The following is a 22,565-nucleotide window of genomic DNA, read 5'->3' on the forward strand; positions in this document are numbered from 1 at the left end:
ATGAACGTTCAACGCAGCACTCTCATCTTCGCCTGGATCCTGTTGCTGCCAGCCGTTCTCTACGTCGTCGTCATCGTTGCCTATCCGCTGGTGGACACGTTCGTCCTGTCGTTCACCGACGCCTCGTTGAAGAAAACCACCAACTGGGTTGGCTGGATCAACTACGAGAAGATCTTCAACACCACCTTTGCCGAGGTCATCATCCGCACCTTCGTGTGGACCTTCTTTTCAGTCGCGCTCAAGATGATCATCGGCGTCTTCGGCGCCTGCATGCTGAATGCCGCCGTTCCCGGCCGGGCGTTGTTTCGCGTCTTGACCATGCCGCCCTGGATCGTGCCGATGGCCATCGGCATCTTCATGTGGGGCTGGATGTATAATGGTCAGTTCGGCATGATTTCCGGTGTGCTGCAGAACTGGGGCATTATCGACGGCCCCATCGCTTTCCTCGCCCGTGGCTCGACGGCATTCTGGGCGACCATCATCACTGACGTATGGATCGGCGTGCCACTGGTGACGCTCTATATGCTGGCGGCCATGCAGGCCGTGCCGCAGGACCTTTACGAAGCCGCATGGACGGATGGGGCAGGACGGTTCTACCGCTTCCGCCGCATTACCCTGCCGCTGCTCATCCCATCGCTGATCACCATGTCAATGCTGTCGCTGATCGCCACGTTCAATTCGTTCGACATTATCTGGATCCTGACGCAGGGCGGTCCGAATGGCGAAACGACAACGATGATCATCGATACCTATCGCACAGCGATCGGTTCGAAAAAGTATGGCGAGGGTGCAGCCCGCGCGGTCTTGATCTGCATCTTCCTCTCGATTTTCTGCCTGGCCTATTTCCGGGTGACCAGCCGGCTTTCTGCGGGAGAAACCAACCGATGAGCACGCAACCTGCCATGATCAACCGTTACCGCTGGTATGAGCTGATCGCCATCTATGCCGGTATCCTGCTGTTTCTGACATTCATTCTGGCGCCGTTTGTCGAAGGGTTTCTGGTCTCGCTGAAACCTTTGGGATTGTTGTTTTCCTCGCCCTACAGGTTCTGGCCGGAAAACGGCTCGTTTGCCGCCTATCGGACGATGTGGGCCAGCGTTCCCGGCTTTGCCCGCTATATCTTCAATTCGTTCTTCATCTCGATCATCGTCACTGCGATTGTCCTCGTCCTGGTCATCCCGGCCTCCTATGCATTTGCCCGGTTCCAGTTTCGCGGCAGCGGGCTTCTGCTCGGCGCGTTTCTGGCGGTCAACATGTTTTCCGGTGCCGTCCTGCTCATCCCGCTGTTTCGCCTGATGCGCAGCTTCGGTGTGCTGAACACCTATTTCGCCATGATCGTGCCGGGGGTCGCCTTCCTGATCCCGTCGGCGATCTGGCTGCTGCGCACCTACATGATGCGCATCCCCCGCGAGCTGGACGAAGCGGCCTTTGTCGATGGTGCCAGCCATTTGTATACGCTTCGCCGGGTCATCCTCCCCATTGCCATGCCCGGCATCACCGTTGTTGCGATCACGACCTTCATCGGGTCCTACGCGCAGCAGTTCATCTTCGCGCTGACCTTCAACTCGAAGAGCGAATATATGCCGCTGCCGGTTGGGCTGTTTGCCTATTTCGGCCGGCAGGAAGTGATCTGGAACGAACTGATGGCGGCGAGCTTCGTCGGCATCGCCCCGGCCATCATCGTGATCTTCTTCCTACAGCGCTATCTCGTCAGCGGGCTGACCGCTGGCGCGGTGAAACAATAAAAGCAATCAACCACCAGAGAAACGGGAGCTTCAAACGTGTCCATTCATGTCAAGACAGGGATACTCGCCCTGGCGTTGCTCGGCTCGACCGCGCTTGGCGCCATGACCGCCCATGCGGCCGATCAGGAAATCAGCTGGATCTATTGCGGCGACGTGATGGACCCGGTCCACGAGAAATATATCAAGCAGTGGGAAGAGAAAAATCCTGGCTGGAAAGTCACACCGGAAGTCGTCGGCTGGGCCCAGTGCCAGGACAAGGCAACGACGCTTGCCGTTGCCGGAACGCCCGTCGCCATGGCCTATGTCGGCTCGCGCACGCTGAAGGAATTCGCCCAGAACGACCTGATCGTTCCCGTGCCGATGACCGAAGAGGAGAAAAAGAGCTACTATCCTCACATCGCCGACACCGTCACCTTCGACGATAACCAGTGGGGCGTGCCGGTCGCATTTTCGACCAAGGCACTCTACTGGAACAAGGACCTGTTCAAGCAGGCCGGTCTTGATCCCGAAACCCCGCCGAAGACTTGGGCCGAAGAGATCGCATTTGCCAAGCAGATCAAGGAAAAGACCGGCATTGCCGGCTACGGTCTTCCGGCCAAGACGTTCGACAATACCATGCATCAATTCATGCACTGGGTTTACACCAACAATGGCAAGGTCATCGACGGCGACAAGATAGTCATCGACAGCCCCGAGGTTCTTGCAGCCCTCCAGGCCTACAAGGACATCACGCCCTATTCGGTCGAAGGCGCCACGGCCTACGAGCAGAACGAGATGCGTGCCATCTTCCTCGATGGCAAGATCGGCATGCTCCAGGCCGGCTCGGGCGCTGCCGTCCGTCTCAAGGACACCAAGGTCAATTGGGGCGTTGCGCCTCTGCCGCTTGGCCCATCGGCCAAGGGTGAAGGCACATTGCTGATCACCGACAGCCTTGCCATCTTCAAGGGGTCCGGTGTCGAGGAAAAAGCCATCGAGTTTGCGAAATTCATCACCTCGCCAGGTCCGCAGGGTGAATACGAGTTGCAGGGCGGCGCCGGCCTGACGCCGCTGCGGCCGTCGCCGATGGTCGATGAGTTCGTCAAGAAGGATCCCTATTGGAAGCCCTTCATCGACGGCATCACGTACGGTGGTCCCGAGCCGCTTTTCACCGACTATAAGGGCTTCCAGAACGTCATCATCGAAATGGTTCAAGCTGTCGTCACAGATAAAGCTGAACCGGCGGATGCCCTGAAAAAGGCAGCTGCCGATCTCGAACAGTACAAATAAGATCATCGGACCGCGAACCGCAATAAAGTTTGCGGTCCATTCCTTTTCTGCCACGAATGGGCCGCTTTTCGCAGGCGGCCGGAGACAGTGTCTTGGGACAGCTCAATCTCAACAGGGTTCAGAAATTCTACGGAACGTTCGAGGTGCTGAAAGGCATCGAACTGGAGGTCCGCAATGGCGAATTCGTCGTCTTCGTCGGCCCCTCCGGGTGTGGTAAATCGACATTGCTGCGCATGATCGCCGGTCTCGACGAGACGAGTTCAGGTGATATCATGATCGACGGCAAGCGCGTCAACGACCTGCCGCCGGTCAAGCGTGGCATCGCCATGGTGTTCCAGAGCTATGCGCTCTATCCGCACATGACCGTGTTCGAGAACATCGCTTTTCCGCTGCGCGTCGAGAAGATGCCGGAGGACAAGCTGAAGGCAAAGGTCGAGAATGCCGCGCGCATTCTGCATCTGGACCAGCGGCTCCAGCAGAAACCCGGCCTCCTGTCCGGCGGCCAGCGCCAGCGCGTGGCAATCGGCCGGGCGATCGTACGCGAGCCGAAGATCTTTCTGTTCGATGAACCTCTGTCCAATCTCGACGCGGCGCTGCGCGCCGATATGCGGATCGAACTGGCCAAACTGCACAAGCAGTTGAAGGCGACGATGATCTACGTCACGCATGACCAGGTCGAAGCGATGACGATGGCAGACCGCATCGTCGTGCTCAATGCTGGCGAGATCTCCCAGACCGGCGCGCCGCTCGAACTCTATCACAAGCCCGCCAACATGTTTGTCGCCGGCTTTATCGGCAACCCGCGAATGAACATGCTGCCGGTGACCTGCAAAGGTGTCAGCGATGCCGGTGTCGAGGTGGATTTCAGGGGACAATCGGCGACAATACCGGTTACCGGCCGGGCCGATCTCGTAGGGCAGCCTCTGACGCTTGGTATTCGCCCCGAACACATTCAGTTCGGCAAGGCCGATCTGTCGATGACCTTGACCCCATCGGTGATCGAACGGCTCGGCGCCCAGACGGTGGCTTATGCGTCGCTGGATGGCGAGAGCGAGAATTTCTGCGCCATGCTGCCGGGCAGCGCCCCAATCCGCACCGATGAAACGGTTTCGATCGGTATCGGCGCTACGGATTGCCACCTGTTTGACGCGTCCGGGATCGCGCTTGAGCGCCGGGTGGAACTGACGGATATCGATGCCGGCCTCATGAAGATCGCCGGCGGCTGATGCTGCGCGACATTGTTGGATTCATGGAAAGCGAAAGGGCATGCGTGAATTTGCATGCCTTTTTTGTTTGTTCCGGCAGCTGACGCCCGGTTGAAGGCGCCATCCGGCCAAGCCGCTTACCGCTCGAGATCGTGCGGGTTCTCCACCATCGGCCAGATATCGCGCGGTGCCCGGCGATACGCTGTGCGGGCGGGATTGTTTGGATACGGGGTTCCGGCCGAGCAATAGAGGATATCCGCCGCGATCCGGGCAAAGGATGCGTAGAAGTGATTGGTCGATTTGATGACCAGGATTTTTTTCGATTGAGGCTCGATGCCCATGACGGAGAACAGGCTCGGGTCGAAGCTTTGCGCGCGGGTGGAGTTCAGGATGATATCGATGCAGTCGAGATGGATATGGGCGGCGTCGCCGAAGGGTGCGTAGCTTTCGCCAAAGCGCATTTCCGCGTTGCGCACCAGCTTCACGACCTTGACGATGCCGTCGATCGGATTGCCGGTTCCTGCCGCCGATTTTGCGCCAAAGCGTAGCTTGATCTCGGCACCTTCCCCGGCTGCCATGCAGATCTGCACTGCCATCGGATCCCAGATGGTGCCGACGGCCGTATCCTTGGCGCCTTGCGCCAGGAGCTCGGCCAGAAGGACAGTCGCATCACCCGCCGTACCGCCGCCGGGATTGTCCCAGACATCGGCGATCACCACGGGTCCGCTGGATGCATTGAGCGCGCGGGAAACGGCCTCTTTTTCATCGATCTGCGGCATGATGAATGTGCCGCGCTTGGCGAAGAGCTCAAGGCCCAGTGCGCGGGCAAGGGCTTCGCCCTTTTCTGGTTTATCATCGGTGACGACAAGCATTTTCGTTCCCATTTCCGGAACGTCGCCAGCCATGAAACCATGGATCACGGAGATGGACAGGATCTCCGGGTCTTCAGCTTCCATCCGCATGATCTTGTCGACGAACGAACGCATCGGCTCGCGCGAGGTCGGGTAGACGTCGATCATCCGGCAATCGAAGACCGACATCACCGGCTTGACGCGGCCGGTCAACTTGCCGAGCGCAATGCGCCAGAGATCTTCGGCGCGATCGACAAAGTCCGTGTGCGGGAATTCCTTGAAGTAGACGAAGAAATCCGCGGCCTCCCGGCGCCTGGCAGTGAGGTGGCTATGTGGATCAAGCCCGGCGCAGACGAGAATATCGGGGCCGACAATGTTGCGTACGCGCGCGAGAATATCGCCCTCGGTATCCTCGTAGCCATCGGCGACCATGGCGCCATGAAGACCAAGCACCACGGCATCCACCGGCAGTGCAGCGCAGAGTTGATCGAGAATTTCATCGCGCAGGCTTTCATAAGTGGCGCGATTGACGAGCCCGGCCGGATCGGCCCAGGTGGCCGTCCCCTCGATCAGTGTGAAACCCTCTTCTGCGGCCAGCCGGCGGCCGACGGTGATCGGCGCGGAACAGAGCGTCGGCGTTTGCGGATGCTCGCCGGGGCGGGCATAGAGCGACGCTTCGAAGGCGCGGCGATCGACGCAGATCGGTGAGAAAGTATTGGTCTCGGTCGCCAGGACGGCGGTGAAAATGCGCAATGCCTCTGCCTCGTTCTTGCCGCTTAAGCCCCACCCATCGGATTGGGCAGATATCCCGTGAAGCCGCAGATTTTCCACCGTCCCTGCTGCAGACGGCAGTAATATAAGGTCTGCCACTGGAGGCGATCGACGCTGCCATCCGCCTTCGTCAGGCTGCCGTCAAATTTCTTGCGGACAAGGGCCGTTCCGCCTTCGATCTCGATATCCTCAAGCGTCGTGGTGGTAAAAATGGCATTGCGGGTATCTTCGGCGAACGACTGCCTGGCAAAATCCTCCGCCTGGCGCAGCCATTCGGCGCGATAGGCCGCTAAGTTGGGGAAGGCCAGGCGCCATTTGTCGGGGCTTATCTCCCGTTTGGCATCGATCCCGATAAAGCCCTCCTCGATAAAATCACCAGCGACCTTGGACCAGTCGGCGGCAAGAAAAGCATCGATGTCGCGCTCGACCAGCATCTGCCAGATCGCGTGACGGGCAGTGTCGGTGGATGGAAAGGGGTTGCGGAAGGGATCGCGCACGATTGCTCCGTTTATTGAAATTCTTTTCATAAATAGTGTTTTTCTCTGGTCAAATTCCGCTTTCTATGGTCATTTGTCAACGGATCAAGAAAATAATTTGCAAGGACGGGACAAATGTCCATTACACGTTATGGCGCCGTGCAGGCCGGGGCAGGCGGCAAGCCACTGCCGTTTGCGCGCGCGGTAGAGGCCAATGGCTGGCTCTATGTGTCAGGCCAGGTTGCCATGGAAAATGGCGAGATCATCGAAGGCGGGATCATCCCACAGACGCACAGGACGATCGCCAATCTGCTGGCCATCCTGGCCGAAGCCGGTTACGGGCCGGAACACATCGTCCGCGTCGGCGTCTGGCTGGACGATCCGCGCGACTTCTGGACGTTCAACACGATTTATCAGGACTATTTCGGTGAACATCCACCGGCACGGGCCTGCGTTCAGGCATCGATGATGGTCGATTGCAAGGTCGAGATCGACTGCGTCGCCTATAAGGAAAAGACGCCCTGAGCGTCAGGCAATTTTGGAACGGGTGGACATCAGGTGAGAATCGTGTGCCGGATCGCAGCATTGCCGCGGTTTCAGGAAGCCTCTATCGGGCAGCCTGGCGATTTTATTGAAGGTGCTCACTGATGGATATTTTCTCCACGCTCCAGGACGAAAAAGGCAAGCTTTCGCAGGCCGAAAGCCGCATTGCCGAGATATTGCTGACGGATTTCGAATTTGCGGTGAATGCCTCGATCATCGAGCTGGCCGGCAAGGCTGATGTTTCTCCGCCGACCGTCACCCGCTTCTGCCGGAGGCTCGGCTGTGACAGCTTTTCAGATTTCAAGGTCCAGCTGGCGCGCACGGCCTATGTCGGCATGCGCTACCTCAAGCCTGAGCCGAAGAGCCAGGAGCCGGCCGACGTGGCGCAGGATATCGTGTCAAAGGCGCAGAATGCGCTGTTCATGCTGCATCGGAGCCTTGATCTCGTGGCGATCGAGCAGGCGACGGAAAAGCTGGCCGGTGCGGACATGATCTATGCGTTCGGTTCCGGCGGCAACTCCTCGATGATCGCCAGCGAATTGCAAAACCGTCTGTTCCGCCTTGGGCTGCGCATCACGGCAAGCTCCGATCACAGCATGCAGATGATGATGGCGGCGGCGGCACGGCCGGGCGACGTCGTCATCGGATCGTCCTTCTCCGGCCGCAATGCCGAACTTGTCCGGTCCTTCATGCTTGCCCGCGACCAGAAGATAACGACGATCGCACTGACGCAGAGCGGTAGCCCGGTTGCGCGTGCTGCGGATATCACCGTGCCTGTCGATCTGCCCGAGGGGACCAATATCTATCGACCAACCTCGACCCGCATCGCTTATCTCGCGCTCCTCGATATCCTCGCCAGTCTCGTTGCCTACCATATTCAGCCCCAGGCGATCGTGACGCTGCGGCGCATCAAGCAGCAGCTTGTCGCCCATCGCGACGGCGACGACCGCCAGCTTTTGGGGGATTGATTTCACAATGTTCACAAGGGACCCGTCATGACTTCATCTGTCGCAATCGTCACGGGGGCCGCAGGCGATATCGGCCGGGCGATTGCCCGCCGTCTTGGCGAAGACCATGATGTCGTGCTGATGCCGGATCTGGATGGTGACGCCATTGAACGTGCCGCAGCGAGCCTCGGCAATCCCGAAAAGTTCATTGCGATCACCTGTGATATTACCAATGTGGCGAGCGTCGCGCAGATGGCAGCGCGCGCGGCGGAGCTTGGCGTGGTGCGCACATTGGTCAACAATGCGGGTGCGGCGCGCGCTGTCAGCCTGCACGATACGACGCCGGAAATCTGGCGCATGGACAGTGTTCTCAATCTGGAGGCTGCTTTCCTCTGCTTTCGCGCCGTCGAGGATGCGTTGAAAGTAAGCCAGGGCTCGGTGGTCAACATCGCCTCGGTCAACGGCACCAATGTGTTCGGCCATCCCGCCTATAGCGCCGCCAAGGCCGGGCTGCTGCACCTGACGAAGCTGATTGCGGTGGAGTACGGCAAATACGGCATTCGCGCCAATGCGGTGTCGCCGGGCACGGTGCGCACGCAGGCATGGGAAGAGCGTGCGGCGGCCAATCCGAATGTGTTCGAGGACGCCCGCCGCTGGTATCCGTTGCAGCGCATCGCCAGCCCGGATGACGTGGCCAACGCCGTTGGCTTCCTGGCAAGCCCGCTGGCGCTGGCCATCACCGGCGTCTGCCTGCCGGTCGATTGCGGCCTGACCGCGGGGCAGGCGGAACTGGCCCGCACCTTTTCCCAATCCGAAAACTATTAAGCATTGAAGGAACGGACATGAAACCGGCGTCCTATCGTCTCGAAAGCGCGTGGCATCCTGAGGGTGGTCCAAATGGCCGCTTCACATTCAGTTTGTTCAATCTCTCGGATGCGCCGATCGATGGATTTACCCTCGTCTACACCTCGCTGACCCGGGTGATCGACAAGGCCGCCTGCGATAACGCCGTCTTCGTCAAGCGCGATGCCAACTATCATGAATTTGCGCCGCCGGCTGGCTTTGTGCTCGCACCCGGCGCTTCCTGGGAGTTTACGGTCAGCGGCCTGCACCGCAAGGCCGTGCATTGCACCGATGGGGCAAAATCGGCCTATGTGACGCTTGCCGATGGGCGCCATCTTGCGGTTTCCGTGTCTGATCTGCTGCTGGAGGGTCGCGTCAGTGAGCCGCCGCCGGTGCTGTTGCCGGAGGGCAGGCTCGACTTGCCATTTGCACTGCAGCCATGGCCGCGCCAGATCGATGCGATCCCGGGCAATGCCTTCCCCGTTTGTCTTTACCCGGTTGGCGCGTCGCTGGAAGACTTACAGGCGATAGATACCGTGATCGCCCTGTGCCGCCGTCTGTTTGAAGCCGGCCATGCGCCGATCAGCCTGGCACCGAACAGCCAGGGCAGGGCATTGCACTTGAAGCAGGACGCGGCGATGGCTTCGGAAGCCTATGCACTGTCCTTCTCGCTGGAGGCTGTGACGCTCAGCTATGGCGGTGCGGCGGGACGGCAATATGGATTGACGTCGCTTGCCCAGCTTGTGAACGGCGCCCGCAGCGATCCGGGCAAATTCCGGTTTCCGGTCTCCGGCACGATTTCGGATGAGCCGCGCTACAGCTGGCGCGGTTGCCATCTCGATGTCTCCCGCCAATTCTACCCGGTGGCCGATGTCGCGCGGCTCATCGATATTCTTGCCTGGTTCAAGCTCAATATCTTCCACTGGCATTTGACCGACGACGAAGCCTGGCGGCTTGAGATCAAGGCCTATCCGGAACTCACCACCACCGGCGTTGTCCGCAGTCCGGACGGTCCTTTGCTGCCGCAGCTCGGCAATGGCGCAGAGCCGGTCGGTGGTTTCTACAGTCAGGACGATGTCCGCGTGCTCGTTGCGCATGCGCTGGCGCTGAATGTGGAAGTCGTTCCGGAGATCGATATTCCCGGTCACAACGCGGCAACGCTGGTGGCGCTGCCGGATCTGACCGATGGCCAGGAAGCGCCGGACAGTTATCATTCGGTGCAGGGCTATCCCAACAATGCGCTCAATCCGGCCTTAGCCTTCACCTATGAATTCCTGGGCAAGGTTCTCGATGAAATGGTCGCGCTTTTCCCGTCCGCCTATATCCATATCGGCGGCGACGAGGTGGCGAACGGGGCCTGGCTTGCCTCGCCGCTCGCCCGCAAGCTCATGGAGAAAGAAGGCATTGAAGGCACGTTCGCGCTACAATCCTATTTCCTGAAGCTGGTCAAGGCGATGTTGACCGAGCGCGGCAAGAAGCTTGCCGGCTGGAACGAGGTCGCCCATGGCGGCGGCGTCGATACGGCCGAAACGCTGCTGATGGCCTGGGAGACGCCCGACGTCGGCATCGAGCTTGCAAGACGCGGCTTTGATGTGGTGATGACGCCGGGACAGGCCTATTATCTCGACATGGTGCAGGGTGAAGAATGGCAGGAGCCGGGCGCCAGCTGGGCAGGCACGGTGCCACCGGCCCATACCTATGCTTACGAGGCGGAAGGCACGTTTCCCGATGAGCTGAAACACCGGTTGAAGGGCGTTCAGGCCTGCATCTGGAGCGAACATTACCTGTCGCGTGGCTACTTCAACCGGCTGATCTTCCCCCGCCTTCCGGCCATCGCCGAGGCGGCGTGGACGCCGAAAGATCAGAAGGATTGGCTGCGGTTTGCAGCCATCGTGCCGCTCAGCCCGAAGCTCTAGAAAAACCGCTGGCAAGGGAAAAACAATGCGCATCGCCGTTGGTGGGATTCATACCGAATGCAGCACCTATTCACCGGTCCTGATGACGGTCGAGGATTTTCGCGTGTTGCGCGGTGCCGGCCTGCTGAATGCCGAATATTTCAATTTCCTCGATGCGGACGGGATCGCGCATGTGCCGTTGCTGCATGCGCGCGCCGTGCCGGGCGGACCGGTATCGCGCTTTGCCTATGAGGCGTTCAAGGCAGAGTTTCTCGAAAAACTGCAGGCGGCGCTGCCGATTGACGGGCTTTATCTCGCCATGCATGGCGCCATCAATGTCGAGGGCATGGACGATGCGGAGGGTGACTGGATTTCGGCTGCCCGCGCAGCCGTTGGGCCGGATTGCCCGATCGCGGCAAGCTATGATCTCCATGGCAATGTCAGCCAGCGGATCATCGATCAGCTCGACATTTTCGCAGCCTACCGCACCGCGCCGCATATCGATGTGCGGGAAACCATGGTGCGCGCCTGGTCGATGCTGGTCGAGACACTGAGGACAGGCAACCGCCCGGGCATCGCTTTTGCCAAGGTGCCGCTGCTGCTTTCGGGCGAATGCACCTCCACGGACGATGAGCCGGCCAGGTCCATCTATCTCGGCCTTCCGGCATTCGACACGAAGCCGGGCATTCTCGATGCCAATCTGATGATCGGTTATGTCTGGGCCGATGAACCACGGGCAACGGCCTGTGCCGTCGTGACCGGAACCGACAGGCAGGCCGCATTGCAAGCCGCCGAAGCGATTGCACAGCAGTATTGGAACGCCCGTGACAATTTTAAATTCGGGCCCGTCACGGGACCGCTGGACGAGATGCTCGATCGTGCCGCAGCTGCCGAAACATCCCCGGTCATCCTTGCCGATTCCGCCGATAATCCGACCGGTGGCGGGGTTGGCGACCGCGCCGATGTGCTGCGTGCGCTGATTGCCCGCAATTGGCAAGGCGCGCTTGTCGCCGGTATTACCGATCGCCCGGCTGTCGAGGCCTGTTTTGTAGCCGGGAAGGGCGCCACGGTGGTGCTTCGGATCGGCGCCAGTCTCGATCCGTCAAGCCTTCCCGCGCAGGTGACGGCGGTGGTGCTGCGGCTTGACGGCGGCGATGCGGCGGCGGACCGTCAGGCCGTTATTGGCATCGATGGCATCGAGGTCGTGCTTGCAGCGCGCCGGCGTCCCTACCACAATCTTGAGGACTTCCGGCGGCTGGGGCTCGATCCCAAGACCGTCCGGCTGCTGGTGGTCAAGTCCGGCTATCTTTCTCCGGAACTGGCCCCGATCGCCAATCCCAACCTGATGGCTTTGACCGATGGTGTCGTCAATAAGGATATCGCCAATCTCACAAGCCATCGCAGGACAAGGCCGGTCTTTCCCTTCGACCGCGATTTCGCCTTCGCGCCTGAAGCGGCACTCTCGGCGCGCTGGCGGGAGTGACGCCGGTCTAGCCAATCCGGTGCCCGCATTCCTGTCCGGATGTGCGGGTCGCCTTTAACCCTCTTTTCCGGTGCTCTCAATGACATCCACGCTGTCGATCGCCTTCCGCCACCCGGTGGTCCGGCTCAGTATGATCGCGATCTTCCTGTTCGGGTTCACCGGGGCTGCGACGGCGCCCTATCAGTCGGTGATCGGCATCACCGAGCTCGGCTTGAGCAATGGTATCTATTCGATCATGATTTTTGCCGCCGCCGCTGTCAACGTCATTGTCAGCCTCTGGGTCGGCATTCTTGCCGACCGTATCGGCAATTACCGCATCCTGCTGATGACGGTCATGTCGTTCGGTATTCTCGGTTATGGCCTTGTCTATGCGGTCCCGGTTCCCGCCAGCTTTGTCTTCTGCACGCTGGTGATGCTGCCTGTCTATAACGCGATGACTTCGCTGCTCTTTGCCAATGTCCGCGCCATTGCCAATATGGAAGGTGGCCGCGACGCGGCGGCGATCAATTCCGGTGTGCGGGCCGCAATCTCTGTCGCCTGGGTGCTGGTACCCGGCTTGGTCGCTCTGGTTCTGGCCGGACGGGGCAGCATGCTGCCGGCCTATCTGCTTGCCTGTCTCGGCTGTATCGCCAATCTGGCTCTGGTCTTCTTCAAGCTGCCTGCAACGGATGGCCCGCCACCGGCAAAAAACCACCGCCATTCCTTCGTTGCATCCTTTGGCGAAGTACTCGCGCCAAACGTCTTTGCCCGGCTGATGGCTGTCTCGCTGATCACCTCGACGCTGCATGTCAACGCGGCGGTCCAGCCGCTGATCATTACCGGGGCTGCCGGCGGCACGTTGACGGATATCGGCGTGGTCGTCGGCATCGTCGCATTTCTTGAGGTCGTGTTCATCTTCATCTGGGCCCGCATCCAGGTTCACATGCGCGCGGTGACGGCGCTCGCAATCAGCGCAGGGCTCTATGCTGTCTACCTGACACTGCTGGGTCTCGCTTCGGCTCCCTGGCATGTCTATGCCCTGACGCTGCTCAGCGCATTCGCCGCTTCCGCCCTGATCAGCATTCCCATCACCTATATCCAGGACCTCATTTCCGATCGTCCGGGCCTTGGCAGTTCGCTGATCTCGGTGAACCTGTTTTTGAGCGGCGGGATAAGCGCCATCCTGTTTGCGATCGGCACCCGCTTTTCCGATTATTCCGGCACGTCCATGCTCGGTGCGCTCGCCGGCGTGACCGGCCTTGGCCTGATGCTCTTTCTCGACGGCCGCAACGGAGGTGTACATCGGCATCGATGATGAAATGAGAAAGGGAGGATCGGCTGCCTGTCTGGTCAGAATGTCGGCGGCGTGCAGGCGCTGATGATGTCGCATGGCACCGGGCCGACGCAACGGAACCGGTGGGGGCGGCGGCTTTCGAAATAATAGGCATCCCCCGGTCCAAGGATCCGGCGCTCATCATCGACGGTGACCTCCAGCCGCCCGGACAGAACAATCCCGCCTTCCTCGCCATCATGCACCAGCGGCACTTTTCCAGTGTCTGCGCCGGGCTGGTAACATTCCTTCAGGATCTGCAGGCTGCGGCCGAAAAGATTGTCGCCGATCTGGCGGTAGGAAATCGGCCCCTTGCCGATCTCGACCAGTTCATCGGACCGGTAAAACGCTTTCTTCGGCCGATCGGGCTCGAAGGCAAAAAACTCCGCAAGGCCGATTGGAATACCGTCGAGAATGCGCTTCAGCGCGCCGACGGACGGGTTGGACGAATTGGACTCGATCAGCGAAATCGTCGAGTTGGTTACGCCGGCCCGCTTGGCCAATTCCCGCTGTGAAAGATTGTTGAGAATGCGCACATGGCGCAACCGGTTTCCGATATCCACCGACATGAGGCGATCCCGTGTTTTGCATGTTCGAAATATCGAAACATTTACAATTCAGGTCGTGCGTTTTCAATAGCTTATATCCTATCAGAAAAGGACTTGTTTCGGCATTCGAAATCATGGCGTCATCGCGACTTCACAGGAGGTCGCCATGAACCAGCACAGCAAACCAAACACCCCGGTACTCGACAGCTACTGGATGCCGTTTACCGCCAACCGGCAATTCAAGGCGGCGCCGCGCCTTCTCGCCTCGGCGGAGGGCATGTACTATACCAGCGTCGATGGGCGCAGGATCCTCGATGGGACCGCAGGTCTCTGGTGCGTCAATGCCGGCCATGGCCGCCGACAGATCGCGTCCGCCGTCGAGCGCCAATTGCTGACCCTGGATTTTGCGCCGTCTTTCCAGATGGGCCATCCCATCGCCTTCGATTTTGCCGAGCGGCTGGCGGAGATCGCGCCCGGTGGTCCCGATGAAAAACTCGATCGCGTCTTCTTCACCGGCTCCGGCTCGGAATCGGTCGATACTGCGCTGAAGATTGCCGTCGCGTATCAGCGGTCGATCGGCCAGGGCACTCGCACGCGCCTTATCGGCCGCGAGCGCGGCTATCACGGCGTCGGCTTCGGTGGTATTTCCGTTGGCGGCCTTGTCAATAACCGCCGGGTTTTCCCGCTGATCCCCGGCACGGACCATCTGCGCCACACCCATGACCCTGCGAGGAACGCCTTCGTCAAAGGACAGCCGGAGCACGGCGCGGAGCTGGCCGACGATCTCGAAAGGCTTGTCGCGCTGCATGGCGCCGAAACCATCGCGGCCTGCATTGTCGAGCCGGTGGCCGGATCGACCGGCGTGCTGGTTCCGCCGAAAGGTTATCTTGAGCGGCTGCGCAAGATCTGCACCACCCATGGCATCCTGCTGATTTTCGATGAAGTGATCACCGGTTTCGGCCGTCTCGGCGCGCCATTTGCCACCGACTATTTTGGCGTGACGCCCGATCTCGTCACCACCGCGAAGGGACTGACCAATGGCGCGATCCCGATGGGTGCCGTCTTTGCCAGCCGCAAGGTGCACGATGCGCTGATGCACGGGCCGGAGGGTCAGATCGAGCTCTTCCACGGTTACACCTATTCCGGCCATCCGGCAGCCTGCGCCGCCGGTATCGCGACGCTCGACATCTACCGCGACGAAGGCCTTTTGACGCGCGCAGCCGATCTTGAGCACGATTGGCATGAGGCGATGCATTCGCTGAAGGGACTGCCGCATATCACCGACATCCGCACGATCGGCCTGATCGCCGGCATCGAGCTTGCCTCCCGCGACGAGGCTCCCGGCGCGCGCGCCTATGATGTGTTCGTCGATTGCTTCGAACGGGGCCTGCTCATCCGCGTGACCGGCGATATCATCGCCTTCTCGCCGCCGCTGATCGCCGAGACATCCCATATCGAGGATATCATCTCGATTCTCGGAGATGCCCTGAAGCGGGTGAAATAACCTTACCTTCGATATACACCGGGCGCCTTCATCTTGAGGCGCCCGGTGCCTCCACTTGAGGCGCCCGGTGCCTTTATCTTGAGGCGCCCGGCTGTTCGTCGTAAACATGCCGGGCGTTTGATTTTCGAAAGGAGACGCACATGGATCGATTGACCGGCGGTTGTGTGTGCGGCGATGTCCGCATCGTGGCGTCCGGCGCGCCCTATCGGGTCGGGTTGTGTCATTGTCTCGATTGCCGCAAGCATCACGGCGCTCTTTTCCATGCGTCCGCCATTTACCCCGAAGATGCGGTGACGATTGAGGGCGAGACGCGCGACTATGCCGGGCGGTTTTTCTGTCCCCGCTGCGGCTCTCCTGTTTTTGGACGCAGCGGCGACGAAGTCGAAGTGAACCTTGGATCGCTCGATGCCCCAAACCAGCTGGTTCCGACCTACGAACTTTGGACCGTGCGCCGCGAAGCCTGGTTGCCGCCGTTTCCGGTGTTGAACCAATATGACCACGACCGGGATGCCACAAGCCGTTTCGAGACATAGGTCGGGCGGCCGATGCGAAAGCATCGCTACGCGGTGACAGAGATGGTTTCAGACGTCACGCAGGCAATGTGCGATCAGAGGGCGTCGCGCTCGGTGCGAAGATTGGCGACGACACGGCGGTTTTGTACCTTGCAGGACCGGTCCGTACAGTCGCGGACTTCGCGGTCCTTGCCATAACCCTTGGCCCACATGCGCTTGGTGTCCACACCTTTGGAGGCGAGATAGGCCATCGCCGCATCGGCACGCTTCTGCGACAGCGCTTCCATCGCAGATGCCGATCCGGAATCATCGGCAAATCCCTGCAGCTTGACCAGCCAGCGCGGATTGCTGTTCAGCCAGGCTGCCTGGTTGTCCAGCGTTGCCTTGGCAACGGAATCCAGCGCTGCCGAATCTTGGGTAAAATAGACCCGCCGGCCGACATTGAGGATGAAATCCTGCTCGCTGCCGACAGACACGGTTTCGAAACCGGGGGCCGGGTCGTTGGTCTGGCCTGTCATTGGGACGGCGGCAGGCTCCTCGACGGAGGCGATCTCGGTGGTGTTGCACGCGGTAAGCGTCAGAAGCATCGCTGCCGCGAAAAAGTGCCGCATATATCCGGTCTGATCAGGTATCAAGGCATATTCCTCATTCGACCGGAGTTGCGTCGCTGACCTCGGGGGCCTGATCGGCAATATGCGGCAGGACCTGCACGGCTGTGCCGATCGGGCAGCGCTGGTAGAGGTCGATGGCGTCCTCGTTGAACATACGGATGCAGCCGCTGGAAGCGTCCTTGCCGATACTGCCCGGTTCGAGCGTGCCATGAAAACGATAGCCGGTATCGACGCCATCGCGATGTAGATACATCGCGCGGGGCCCGAGCGGGTTTTTCGGCGAGCCGCCAGCGACGAATTCCGGCAGTTCGGGATGCCGTTTGCGCATGTCGGCTGGCGACGTCCAGCGCGGCCAGAGCGATTTCTGATCGACCGTAGCGCGGCCAAACCACTTGAAACCATCGCGGCCGACGCCGACGCCATAGCGGATGGCTGTCTTGTTCTCCATGATCAGATAGAGAAAATGATTTCTCGTATCGACGACAACGGTGCCGATCGGCTCGCTACTGAAATATTTGACGACCTGGCGGCGCCATCGCTTGTCGATCATGGCAAAATTGGTGGCGCGGAACGTGACGCCATTATCAATGGCCGTGCCGGCAAAATAAGACGCCGCTGCGGCGAATACCGGGTTGGACACCGTCCCGGCGCCAAGCAACGCCAGTCCACCAAGCAACACGTCTCTGCGCTTCGACACCATCGGCAATATCCCCCAAAGCCAATCTGCGAAATATTAGTAGATCATATTTTTAGATTGCCACAACAGGAAAAAAACGGTGGCCCGGCGCTTCGCCATCCGGTTTCTTGCTGGCTTACAGTCTGGAGCCGATCGAATAGCGGATCCGTGCCCGGCGATAGGCGTCCGGAATCGATAGCGCCCAGATAAACAACCCGCCCGCATGCCGTCCGATAAAGGATTGTTCCGGTGTGGTGGTCATATAGGTGAGGAATGAAAACAAAAGCACGAACAGTGCGAATGCCAGCCCACGGCGGGCTTCACCGATGGCGACGTGACCGGCCCCCGGCAGGAGGATCGCCAGAAGCAGAACGACATAAGGATTTACCGGCTTCGACATATTCGGTCCTCAAGCAACTTTTGCGACAAGGGGCATCTCTGCTTCGCAAAAGACCGTACTCAGGCCTGCGGCCAGCGCAATGGCCTGCACGATGGTTGCGGCCGGAACCGTCTCAACGGAAAACCGTGCCTGCCGCAGAAACATATGCGCCGCCCGCTCGCCTTGCGCGGCCTGATAGATCAGCCGGGTTGCCTTCGCTGTGATCACGGCTTCCTTGACCTTTGGATCGGCAAACAGTCCTTGAAAATGCCGGCCGGCATCGGCCTCCTGTCGCGCGGTGGCATGCCCGTCGCCGCGCATCAGCAGAGACATGCCGATTTCGGGCGGTTTCATCCATTCCGGAAAACTGTGAACGAGCGAATAATATTCGGAGCCGGTCGGCCGGGCGAGCGCGCCGAGCGACGGGCAGTCGCGCCTATCGCCTTCGAACAACGTCACCTTCAGCCAGAGTTGCGGCAGGCGGCGTGTCACCATCGTATCGGCGATCAGTTCAAGCCTTACCTGCCGGCCGTCGCTGGTCTGCCCGGTGACGACCGGAAACTGATCCGGCGCCAGGCTTATGCCGGGCTCAATCAGCAGCCCATGTGCTTCATCGAGCAACCGGCCGCGCTGTTGCATGGCGTCCCGGTGTCCGCGTATGGCCGCACGTATGAACCAGATGACGGCAAGGGCTGCAAAGGCGCTGAGCAGATAGGTGATCGTCAACCCGGTTCCCTCCATAATGTGGACCTGCAGCCGTTTTAAAGGCTGCAGGCTGCGTTCCTCAATACCCTTCCGGCCGGGGCCAGGGCATGGTGAACTGATCGCCACGGCGCACGAACCGGTAGCGCCGGAAGTGGAACCACAAGGATGCGATGATGTAGAAACTGACCATGGCGATCAGCTGTGTGCCATATCCGAGAAACACGGCGACATAGGCTGTAGCGCAGAGGATCAACAGCACAATCGTCGGCAGGGGATGCATCGGATGCACATAGCCGCGCTTGATCGTATCGAGCGGCCATTTCCTGCGGAACATCACCATGTTGAAGGTCATGAATGTGTAGCCCAGCAGTCCCGACAGGATCGAGAAGGTGACGACCTGATCGAGCGGCGCGCCGAGCGCGAAGATCAGGGCGATCGGCACGAGGAAGATGATCGAGCGGTAGGGTGTGCGGTAGACCGGATGCACCGCACCGAACCAGATCGGCAGATAGCGGTCACGGCCCATGGAAAACCAGGCGCGCGAGGCATCGTTGATGCAGCCGTTTGCCGAGGCAAGCGTCGAAAACATTGTGCCGATGAACAGGAGAACCATTAGCCCGCGATTGCCGGTGACGCGGGCCGCGTCAAACAGCGGTGTTCCGGCCTGGCCGAGATATTCCCACGGGATGAGCCCCGAGCAGACATACCAGGTCATGGTTGCCGCAATCAGCAGCGTCATGATGCCGGCCATGGTTCCATAGGGCAGAGAGCGGGCGGGTGAACGCACTTCTTCAGCCGCCTGGCAGGTGCCTTCGATGCCGAGATAATACCAGAGGCCGAAATGCAGCGAGGCGAGGATGCCGATCCATCCGTAGGGCATGGGGTCGGTGGTGACAGCCGAGAAATCAAGCGGCACGCTCGACACGCCGAACTGGACCGAGAGGAAGAGCGTGATGATGGCCATGAAGGCGATGGCGGTGATGACGAGATTGAATGTCAGCGTTGCCAGCACGCCGCGATAGTTCAGCCAGGCGAGGAACATCACGCAGAGCACGATGAACGGTTGCTGGTGCAGGCCGGTATGGCCCTGCATTGCGGCCACCGTATCGAGCAGGAAACCGATGGTGATGGCGTTGGCAGCCTCCAGCATCGTATAGGCCATGACCAGGAACAGACCGACGTTGAAGGCCATCAGCGGGCCGACGATATGCTTGGCCTGCGCATACTGGCCGCCGGCTGCGGCGACCGTCGATGTCACCTCGGAATCGATCATCGCCACGCAGGTATAAAGCAGGCCGGCCACCCAGCAGGCGATCAGGCCGGCAATCATGCCGCCTTTGCCGACGGCGAAATTCCAGCCCATATATTCGCCGACGAGAACGATGCCGACGCCGAGCGCCCAGATATGGGCGGGGCCAAGCACGCGCAGCAATTGCAGCCGTTCCGGCTGGGCGGTGGTGGTTTTCGTATCTACCATGATCGGCCCCTCACAGCGTGTGGCGTTCGGCTGCAGCCTCGATCTCGCCTTCGCGGGATGAGGTCAGCAGGTCGTTGTCATAGGTCGTATCGATTCGCACCATGTCGGAGAGCATCAGAACGGCAAACAGCGCCGAAAGGGCCCAGGCCGCGTATTCCAGAACAGTCCACATATCCATTGGTGCCCCCACTATTTCTTCTTGACGCCGAAGCGTTCAGCGATAACGTCGCGATATTCCCGGTCAGACAGGCGCACCACCAGCACGAAATATCCGATGACCAGGAGGGCCATGACCACAAGCGCCATCCAACTAAACGAATAGTCGAAACGGGCCGTGATGATGTCGTTTGCAGCCGCCGGATCGGTAATGCCAAGGGCTGCCCATTGCTGCTGCTCGGTGGCATTCTGGCCGAGCGCTTCCCATGTCGGGTTGTCGATGGGCGCAGGCGTCTTGGCCGCCCCTGCAAGGCCAAGATAGAGAGGCAGATAGAGCGCACCGACGGTCAGGACCAAAAGGGTGATGACGTCGAAGATCTGTCCGGCAAAGCTTTGTTTCGGTGGTTTGTAAGCCATGGTCCCCTCCTAGCGCCGCCGCCGGCGCATCTCGTCGAGATGCTTGAGGTCGAGCCCGTAAATGAAATGCTTGTCTTCGCTATAGTGCCGCAGCATCGCGATGATGGCCGCAGTGTTGAAGACCAGAACCAGGGCGCAGGCAGTGGTCAGGATGATCCGGATGGCGGGCACGGAAATATAGGGCCAGATCGTCACCAGCGCGAAAACCATCGTGCACCATAGCACCGTGATGAAGATGATCAGGCCTGCCCTGTCGCGGGAATGCATCTTGTCGATGCGCGTCGCAAGGTGCGCGTCGGCACCTGCCTCGTGGATTATCATGCGTTCCTCCCAGAATACGCTTTCAAGTCCGATATTGCCTTAAAGGCAAATTATTTTCCTCCAACGAATATTCCGACCCGGTGCTTTGGTCAAGCAGCCATGTGCCAAAATGCCGCATTTGCACAAAAAGAAGTCAACAAGGAAGTGTTCGCATGATTATGCGAAATGCAGATGATTTTTTCTTCGGCAGTTTAAGCAAACTCTCAAACGGGGTGGCATTGCGTAAAGGCCGTACTTGCCGTCGCGTCAGACGCTGTGCAGGTAGCTGGCATATTCCAGATCTGAAATATCGCGGTTGAACACGGCGAGTTCCTGGCGTTTGCAGGTCGAGAACATCTCGATGAGCTTCGGCTGAAAAATCCGTTTGACGATGTCGCTTTGCTCGAAAAGATCAAGCGCCGACGGCCATGTGGCGGGCAGCGATTTGGCGTCGCTGGCATAGGTGTTGCCGGCAGTTGGCAATGGCGGTTCTGCGCGCCTTGTGATGCCGTCAATGGCTGCGCCGAGAATGGCTGCAATCACCAGATATGGATTGGCATCGATCCCCGCGACGCGGTGTTCGATGCGGCGCGCGGCAGCGGGGCCACCGGGAATACGAATGGCGGCCGTGCGGTTTTCATAGCCCCAGGCCGCTGTGGTGGGCGCCAGGCTCTCCGGGCAAAGCCTGCGAAACGAATTCAGATGCGGCGCAAACAAAGCGGTGCAGCCGGGCATGGCTTCGATCAGTCCGGCTACGGCCTGGCGCATCAAGACAGTGCCCTCCGGACCGCCATTGTCGAACACATTGCGGCCTTGCGCATCGACGATGCTGAAATGCACATGCAACCCGCTGCCGGAATGTGCCGGATAGGGCTTGGCCATGAAGGTTGCGGCAAACCCGTGTTTGCGGGCCATATTGCGGACGATCTGCTTGAAAAAGACGGTATTGTCGGCCACCTCCAGCGCATCGGGACCATGCACGAGATTGAACTCGAACTGGCTCGGGCCGCTCTCCGAGGTCGCGGCATCGACGGCGACACCGCAGGCGGCGGCCATGGCATAGACATCGTCGAGGAAAGGGCCGACTTCGGCCAACTCCTCCAGGGAGTAGATCGTATCCTTTGCATCCGCATGGCCGGTCGGCATCCTAGTCAAGGGCTTTGCCCGTGGCGATTTGGGATCGATCAGATAGAACTCCACTTCGGTCGCGACGACCGGGGTGAGTTGCACGGCGCGGAACCGGTCGAGGATATCGGCGAGCGTCCGGCGGGGATCGCCAAAAAACGGTTCGCCGGTCTCGGCGCGCATCCACATCGGCACGAATTGCGCCTGCGTCGCCGACCAGGCCAACGGGATCGGTCCGCGCTCCGTCGGCTCGCAAATGCCATCCAGATCGCCCTGATCGAGCGTCAGGGAATTTGCGAACACATCGGTGCCCCAGATATCGACGCCGATGGAGGACATCGGCATGCGGATGCCGTTCTTCAGGATCTTGTCGAGCGATGCGGCCTCAACCCGTTTGCCGCGAAAGCAGCCGTTGAGGTCGCAGGTGGCCGCCAGAACATAGGCGCCACGTCCCTCGTTCTGTCCAGCCAAGAGACCCTTTGTATCGTTCGTCATGATCTACTCCGTAAGGGTTTGGCATCGCATGGTTGGGTGTCCTATCCAGTGCCCATCAAGCAGTTAAGTGTTGCAGGCGTCAACAAAAATACCGGGGCGGCCCTCCTTAGCCGCTGCGTCTCTCGCAAAGCGGCTTGACTCGGGGCGGGGTTTCGCCCAATCGAACGGCATGATGTCGCATATCGTGATCCACCTTCGGCGAGAGTCTAAACTCTCGAAAACCGGCACCTAGCCCGAACGTTGAAGAAGCCCTGGCTTGACGTTCGGGACGGCCAGGTTTCCGACATGATCCACTCCACCGCTTTGCGCCTGTTACAGGTTTCCGG

The 22,565-nt window shown here is 60.0% G+C and carries 24 protein-coding genes; 12 read left to right on the forward strand and 12 right to left on the reverse strand.

Features of this window, described 5'->3' with window-relative positions; all coding sequences use genetic code 11:
- From ASD32_RS08580 to ugpC, 4 genes are all read left to right on the forward strand, one after another.
- The gene (locus ASD32_RS08580; protein WP_060637569.1) at window positions 1-888 is read left to right on the forward strand and encodes a sugar ABC transporter permease; all 888 of its coding nucleotides are present in this window, start codon (window positions 1-3) and stop codon (window positions 886-888) included.
- Window positions 885-1,745, forward strand: coding sequence for a carbohydrate ABC transporter permease (locus tag ASD32_RS08585; protein WP_060637570.1), 861 nt, complete (start codon window positions 885-887; stop codon window positions 1,743-1,745). Before ASD32_RS08580 ends, ASD32_RS08585 begins: the two co-directional genes overlap by 4 nt.
- 36 nt (window positions 1,746-1,781) lie before the next feature.
- On the forward strand, window positions 1,782-3,011 hold the full coding sequence (locus tag ASD32_RS08590) for an extracellular solute-binding protein (RefSeq protein ID WP_060637571.1): 1,230 nt from the start codon (window positions 1,782-1,784) through the stop codon (window positions 3,009-3,011).
- Between the two features lie 92 nt (window positions 3,012-3,103).
- Window positions 3,104-4,237: a sn-glycerol-3-phosphate ABC transporter ATP-binding protein UgpC gene (gene ugpC, locus ASD32_RS08595; protein WP_060637662.1), complete on the forward strand. Its 1,134-nt coding sequence runs from the start codon at window positions 3,104-3,106 to the stop codon at window positions 4,235-4,237.
- Window positions 4,238-4,353: 116 nt separating this feature from the next.
- Here the strand turns inward: ugpC and ASD32_RS08600 are convergent, their stop codons facing one another.
- Both ASD32_RS08600 and ASD32_RS08605 read right to left on the reverse strand, forming a co-directional pair.
- Window positions 4,354-5,820, reverse strand: a complete 1,467-nt coding sequence (locus tag ASD32_RS08600; RefSeq protein WP_060637572.1) for a M81 family metallopeptidase — start codon at window positions 5,818-5,820, stop codon at window positions 4,354-4,356.
- A gap of 23 nt (window positions 5,821-5,843) precedes the next feature.
- Window positions 5,844-6,335 carry a hypothetical protein gene (locus tag ASD32_RS08605; protein ID WP_060637573.1) on the reverse strand — a complete coding sequence of 164 codons (492 nt, stop codon included), beginning with the start codon at window positions 6,333-6,335 and terminating at the stop codon, window positions 5,844-5,846.
- 114 nt (window positions 6,336-6,449) lie between these two features.
- Between ASD32_RS08605 and ASD32_RS08610 the strand changes: the two genes are divergently transcribed.
- The 6 genes from ASD32_RS08610 to ASD32_RS08635 all read left to right on the forward strand — a co-directional run bounded on the left by ASD32_RS08610 (window position 6,450) and on the right by ASD32_RS08635 (window position 13,319).
- Entirely contained in the window at window positions 6,450-6,839 is a 390-nt protein-coding gene (locus tag ASD32_RS08610) for a RidA family protein (RefSeq protein ID WP_060637574.1), read from the forward strand.
- Window positions 6,840-6,961: 122 nt separating this feature from the next.
- Window positions 6,962-7,825, forward strand: a complete 864-nt coding sequence (locus ASD32_RS08615; protein WP_060637575.1) for a MurR/RpiR family transcriptional regulator — start codon at window positions 6,962-6,964, stop codon at window positions 7,823-7,825.
- A gap of 27 nt (window positions 7,826-7,852) precedes the next feature.
- Window positions 7,853-8,629 (forward strand): SDR family oxidoreductase, encoded by a 777-nt coding sequence (locus ASD32_RS08620; RefSeq protein ID WP_060637576.1) that lies wholly within the window; start codon window positions 7,853-7,855, stop codon window positions 8,627-8,629.
- A 17-nt stretch (window positions 8,630-8,646) separates the two neighbouring features.
- Entirely contained in the window at window positions 8,647-10,563 is a 1,917-nt protein-coding gene (locus ASD32_RS08625) for a beta-N-acetylhexosaminidase (RefSeq protein ID WP_060637577.1), read from the forward strand.
- 25 nt (window positions 10,564-10,588) lie between these two features.
- The gene (locus ASD32_RS08630) at window positions 10,589-12,025 is read left to right on the forward strand and encodes a M81 family metallopeptidase (RefSeq protein WP_060637578.1); all 1,437 of its coding nucleotides are present in this window, start codon (window positions 10,589-10,591) and stop codon (window positions 12,023-12,025) included.
- Between the two features lie 79 nt (window positions 12,026-12,104).
- Window positions 12,105-13,319, forward strand: coding sequence for an MFS transporter (locus ASD32_RS08635; RefSeq protein WP_060637579.1), 1,215 nt, complete (start codon window positions 12,105-12,107; stop codon window positions 13,317-13,319).
- A gap of 35 nt (window positions 13,320-13,354) precedes the next feature.
- Here ASD32_RS08635 and ASD32_RS08640 read toward each other — a convergent pair whose 3' ends face one another.
- Window positions 13,355-13,903, reverse strand: coding sequence for a cupin domain-containing protein (locus tag ASD32_RS08640; RefSeq protein ID WP_060637580.1), 549 nt, complete (start codon window positions 13,901-13,903; stop codon window positions 13,355-13,357).
- A 145-nt stretch (window positions 13,904-14,048) separates the two neighbouring features.
- Between ASD32_RS08640 and ASD32_RS08645 the strand changes: the two genes are divergently transcribed.
- Both ASD32_RS08645 and ASD32_RS08650 read left to right on the forward strand, forming a co-directional pair.
- Window positions 14,049-15,386 carry an aspartate aminotransferase family protein gene (locus ASD32_RS08645; protein ID WP_060637581.1) on the forward strand — a complete coding sequence of 446 codons (1,338 nt, stop codon included), beginning with the start codon at window positions 14,049-14,051 and terminating at the stop codon, window positions 15,384-15,386.
- 140 nt (window positions 15,387-15,526) lie between these two features.
- Entirely contained in the window at window positions 15,527-15,919 is a 393-nt protein-coding gene (locus tag ASD32_RS08650) for a GFA family protein (RefSeq protein ID WP_060637582.1), read from the forward strand.
- Window positions 15,920-15,993: 74 nt separating this feature from the next.
- Here ASD32_RS08650 and ASD32_RS08655 read toward each other — a convergent pair whose 3' ends face one another.
- From ASD32_RS08655 to ASD32_RS08690, 9 genes are all read right to left on the reverse strand, one after another.
- A complete protein-coding gene (locus ASD32_RS08655; RefSeq protein WP_060637583.1) occupies window positions 15,994-16,509 on the reverse strand; it encodes an OmpA family protein in 516 nt (171 codons plus the stop codon).
- 34 nt (window positions 16,510-16,543) lie between these two features.
- Window positions 16,544-17,209 (reverse strand): L,D-transpeptidase, encoded by a 666-nt coding sequence (locus ASD32_RS08660; protein ID WP_060637584.1) that lies wholly within the window; start codon window positions 17,207-17,209, stop codon window positions 16,544-16,546.
- 112 nt (window positions 17,210-17,321) lie between these two features.
- Window positions 17,322-17,585: a hypothetical protein gene (locus ASD32_RS08665; RefSeq protein WP_060637585.1), complete on the reverse strand. Its 264-nt coding sequence runs from the start codon at window positions 17,583-17,585 to the stop codon at window positions 17,322-17,324.
- 9 nt (window positions 17,586-17,594) lie between these two features.
- On the reverse strand, window positions 17,595-18,290 hold the full coding sequence (locus tag ASD32_RS08670) for a hypothetical protein (protein ID WP_156383101.1): 696 nt from the start codon (window positions 18,288-18,290) through the stop codon (window positions 17,595-17,597).
- Between the two features lie 58 nt (window positions 18,291-18,348).
- On the reverse strand, window positions 18,349-19,746 hold the full coding sequence (locus tag ASD32_RS08675; protein ID WP_060637587.1) for an amino acid permease: 1,398 nt from the start codon (window positions 19,744-19,746) through the stop codon (window positions 18,349-18,351).
- A 10-nt stretch (window positions 19,747-19,756) separates the two neighbouring features.
- Window positions 19,757-19,924, reverse strand: a complete 168-nt coding sequence (locus ASD32_RS29470) for a hypothetical protein (RefSeq protein WP_162252644.1) — start codon at window positions 19,922-19,924, stop codon at window positions 19,757-19,759.
- Window positions 19,925-19,935: 11 nt separating this feature from the next.
- Window positions 19,936-20,319, reverse strand: a complete 384-nt coding sequence (locus ASD32_RS08680) for a hypothetical protein (protein ID WP_060637588.1) — start codon at window positions 20,317-20,319, stop codon at window positions 19,936-19,938.
- A gap of 9 nt (window positions 20,320-20,328) precedes the next feature.
- Window positions 20,329-20,640, reverse strand: coding sequence for a hypothetical protein (locus tag ASD32_RS08685; RefSeq protein WP_060637589.1), 312 nt, complete (start codon window positions 20,638-20,640; stop codon window positions 20,329-20,331).
- Between the two features lie 246 nt (window positions 20,641-20,886).
- The gene (locus tag ASD32_RS08690; protein ID WP_060637590.1) at window positions 20,887-22,239 is read right to left on the reverse strand and encodes a glutamine synthetase family protein; all 1,353 of its coding nucleotides are present in this window, start codon (window positions 22,237-22,239) and stop codon (window positions 20,887-20,889) included.
- Between the last annotated feature and the right edge of the window lie 326 nt (window positions 22,240-22,565).

It is taken from the genome of Rhizobium sp. Root483D2 (assembly GCF_001426685.1).
GTDB lineage: Bacteria > Pseudomonadota > Alphaproteobacteria > Rhizobiales > Rhizobiaceae > Pararhizobium > Pararhizobium qamdonense.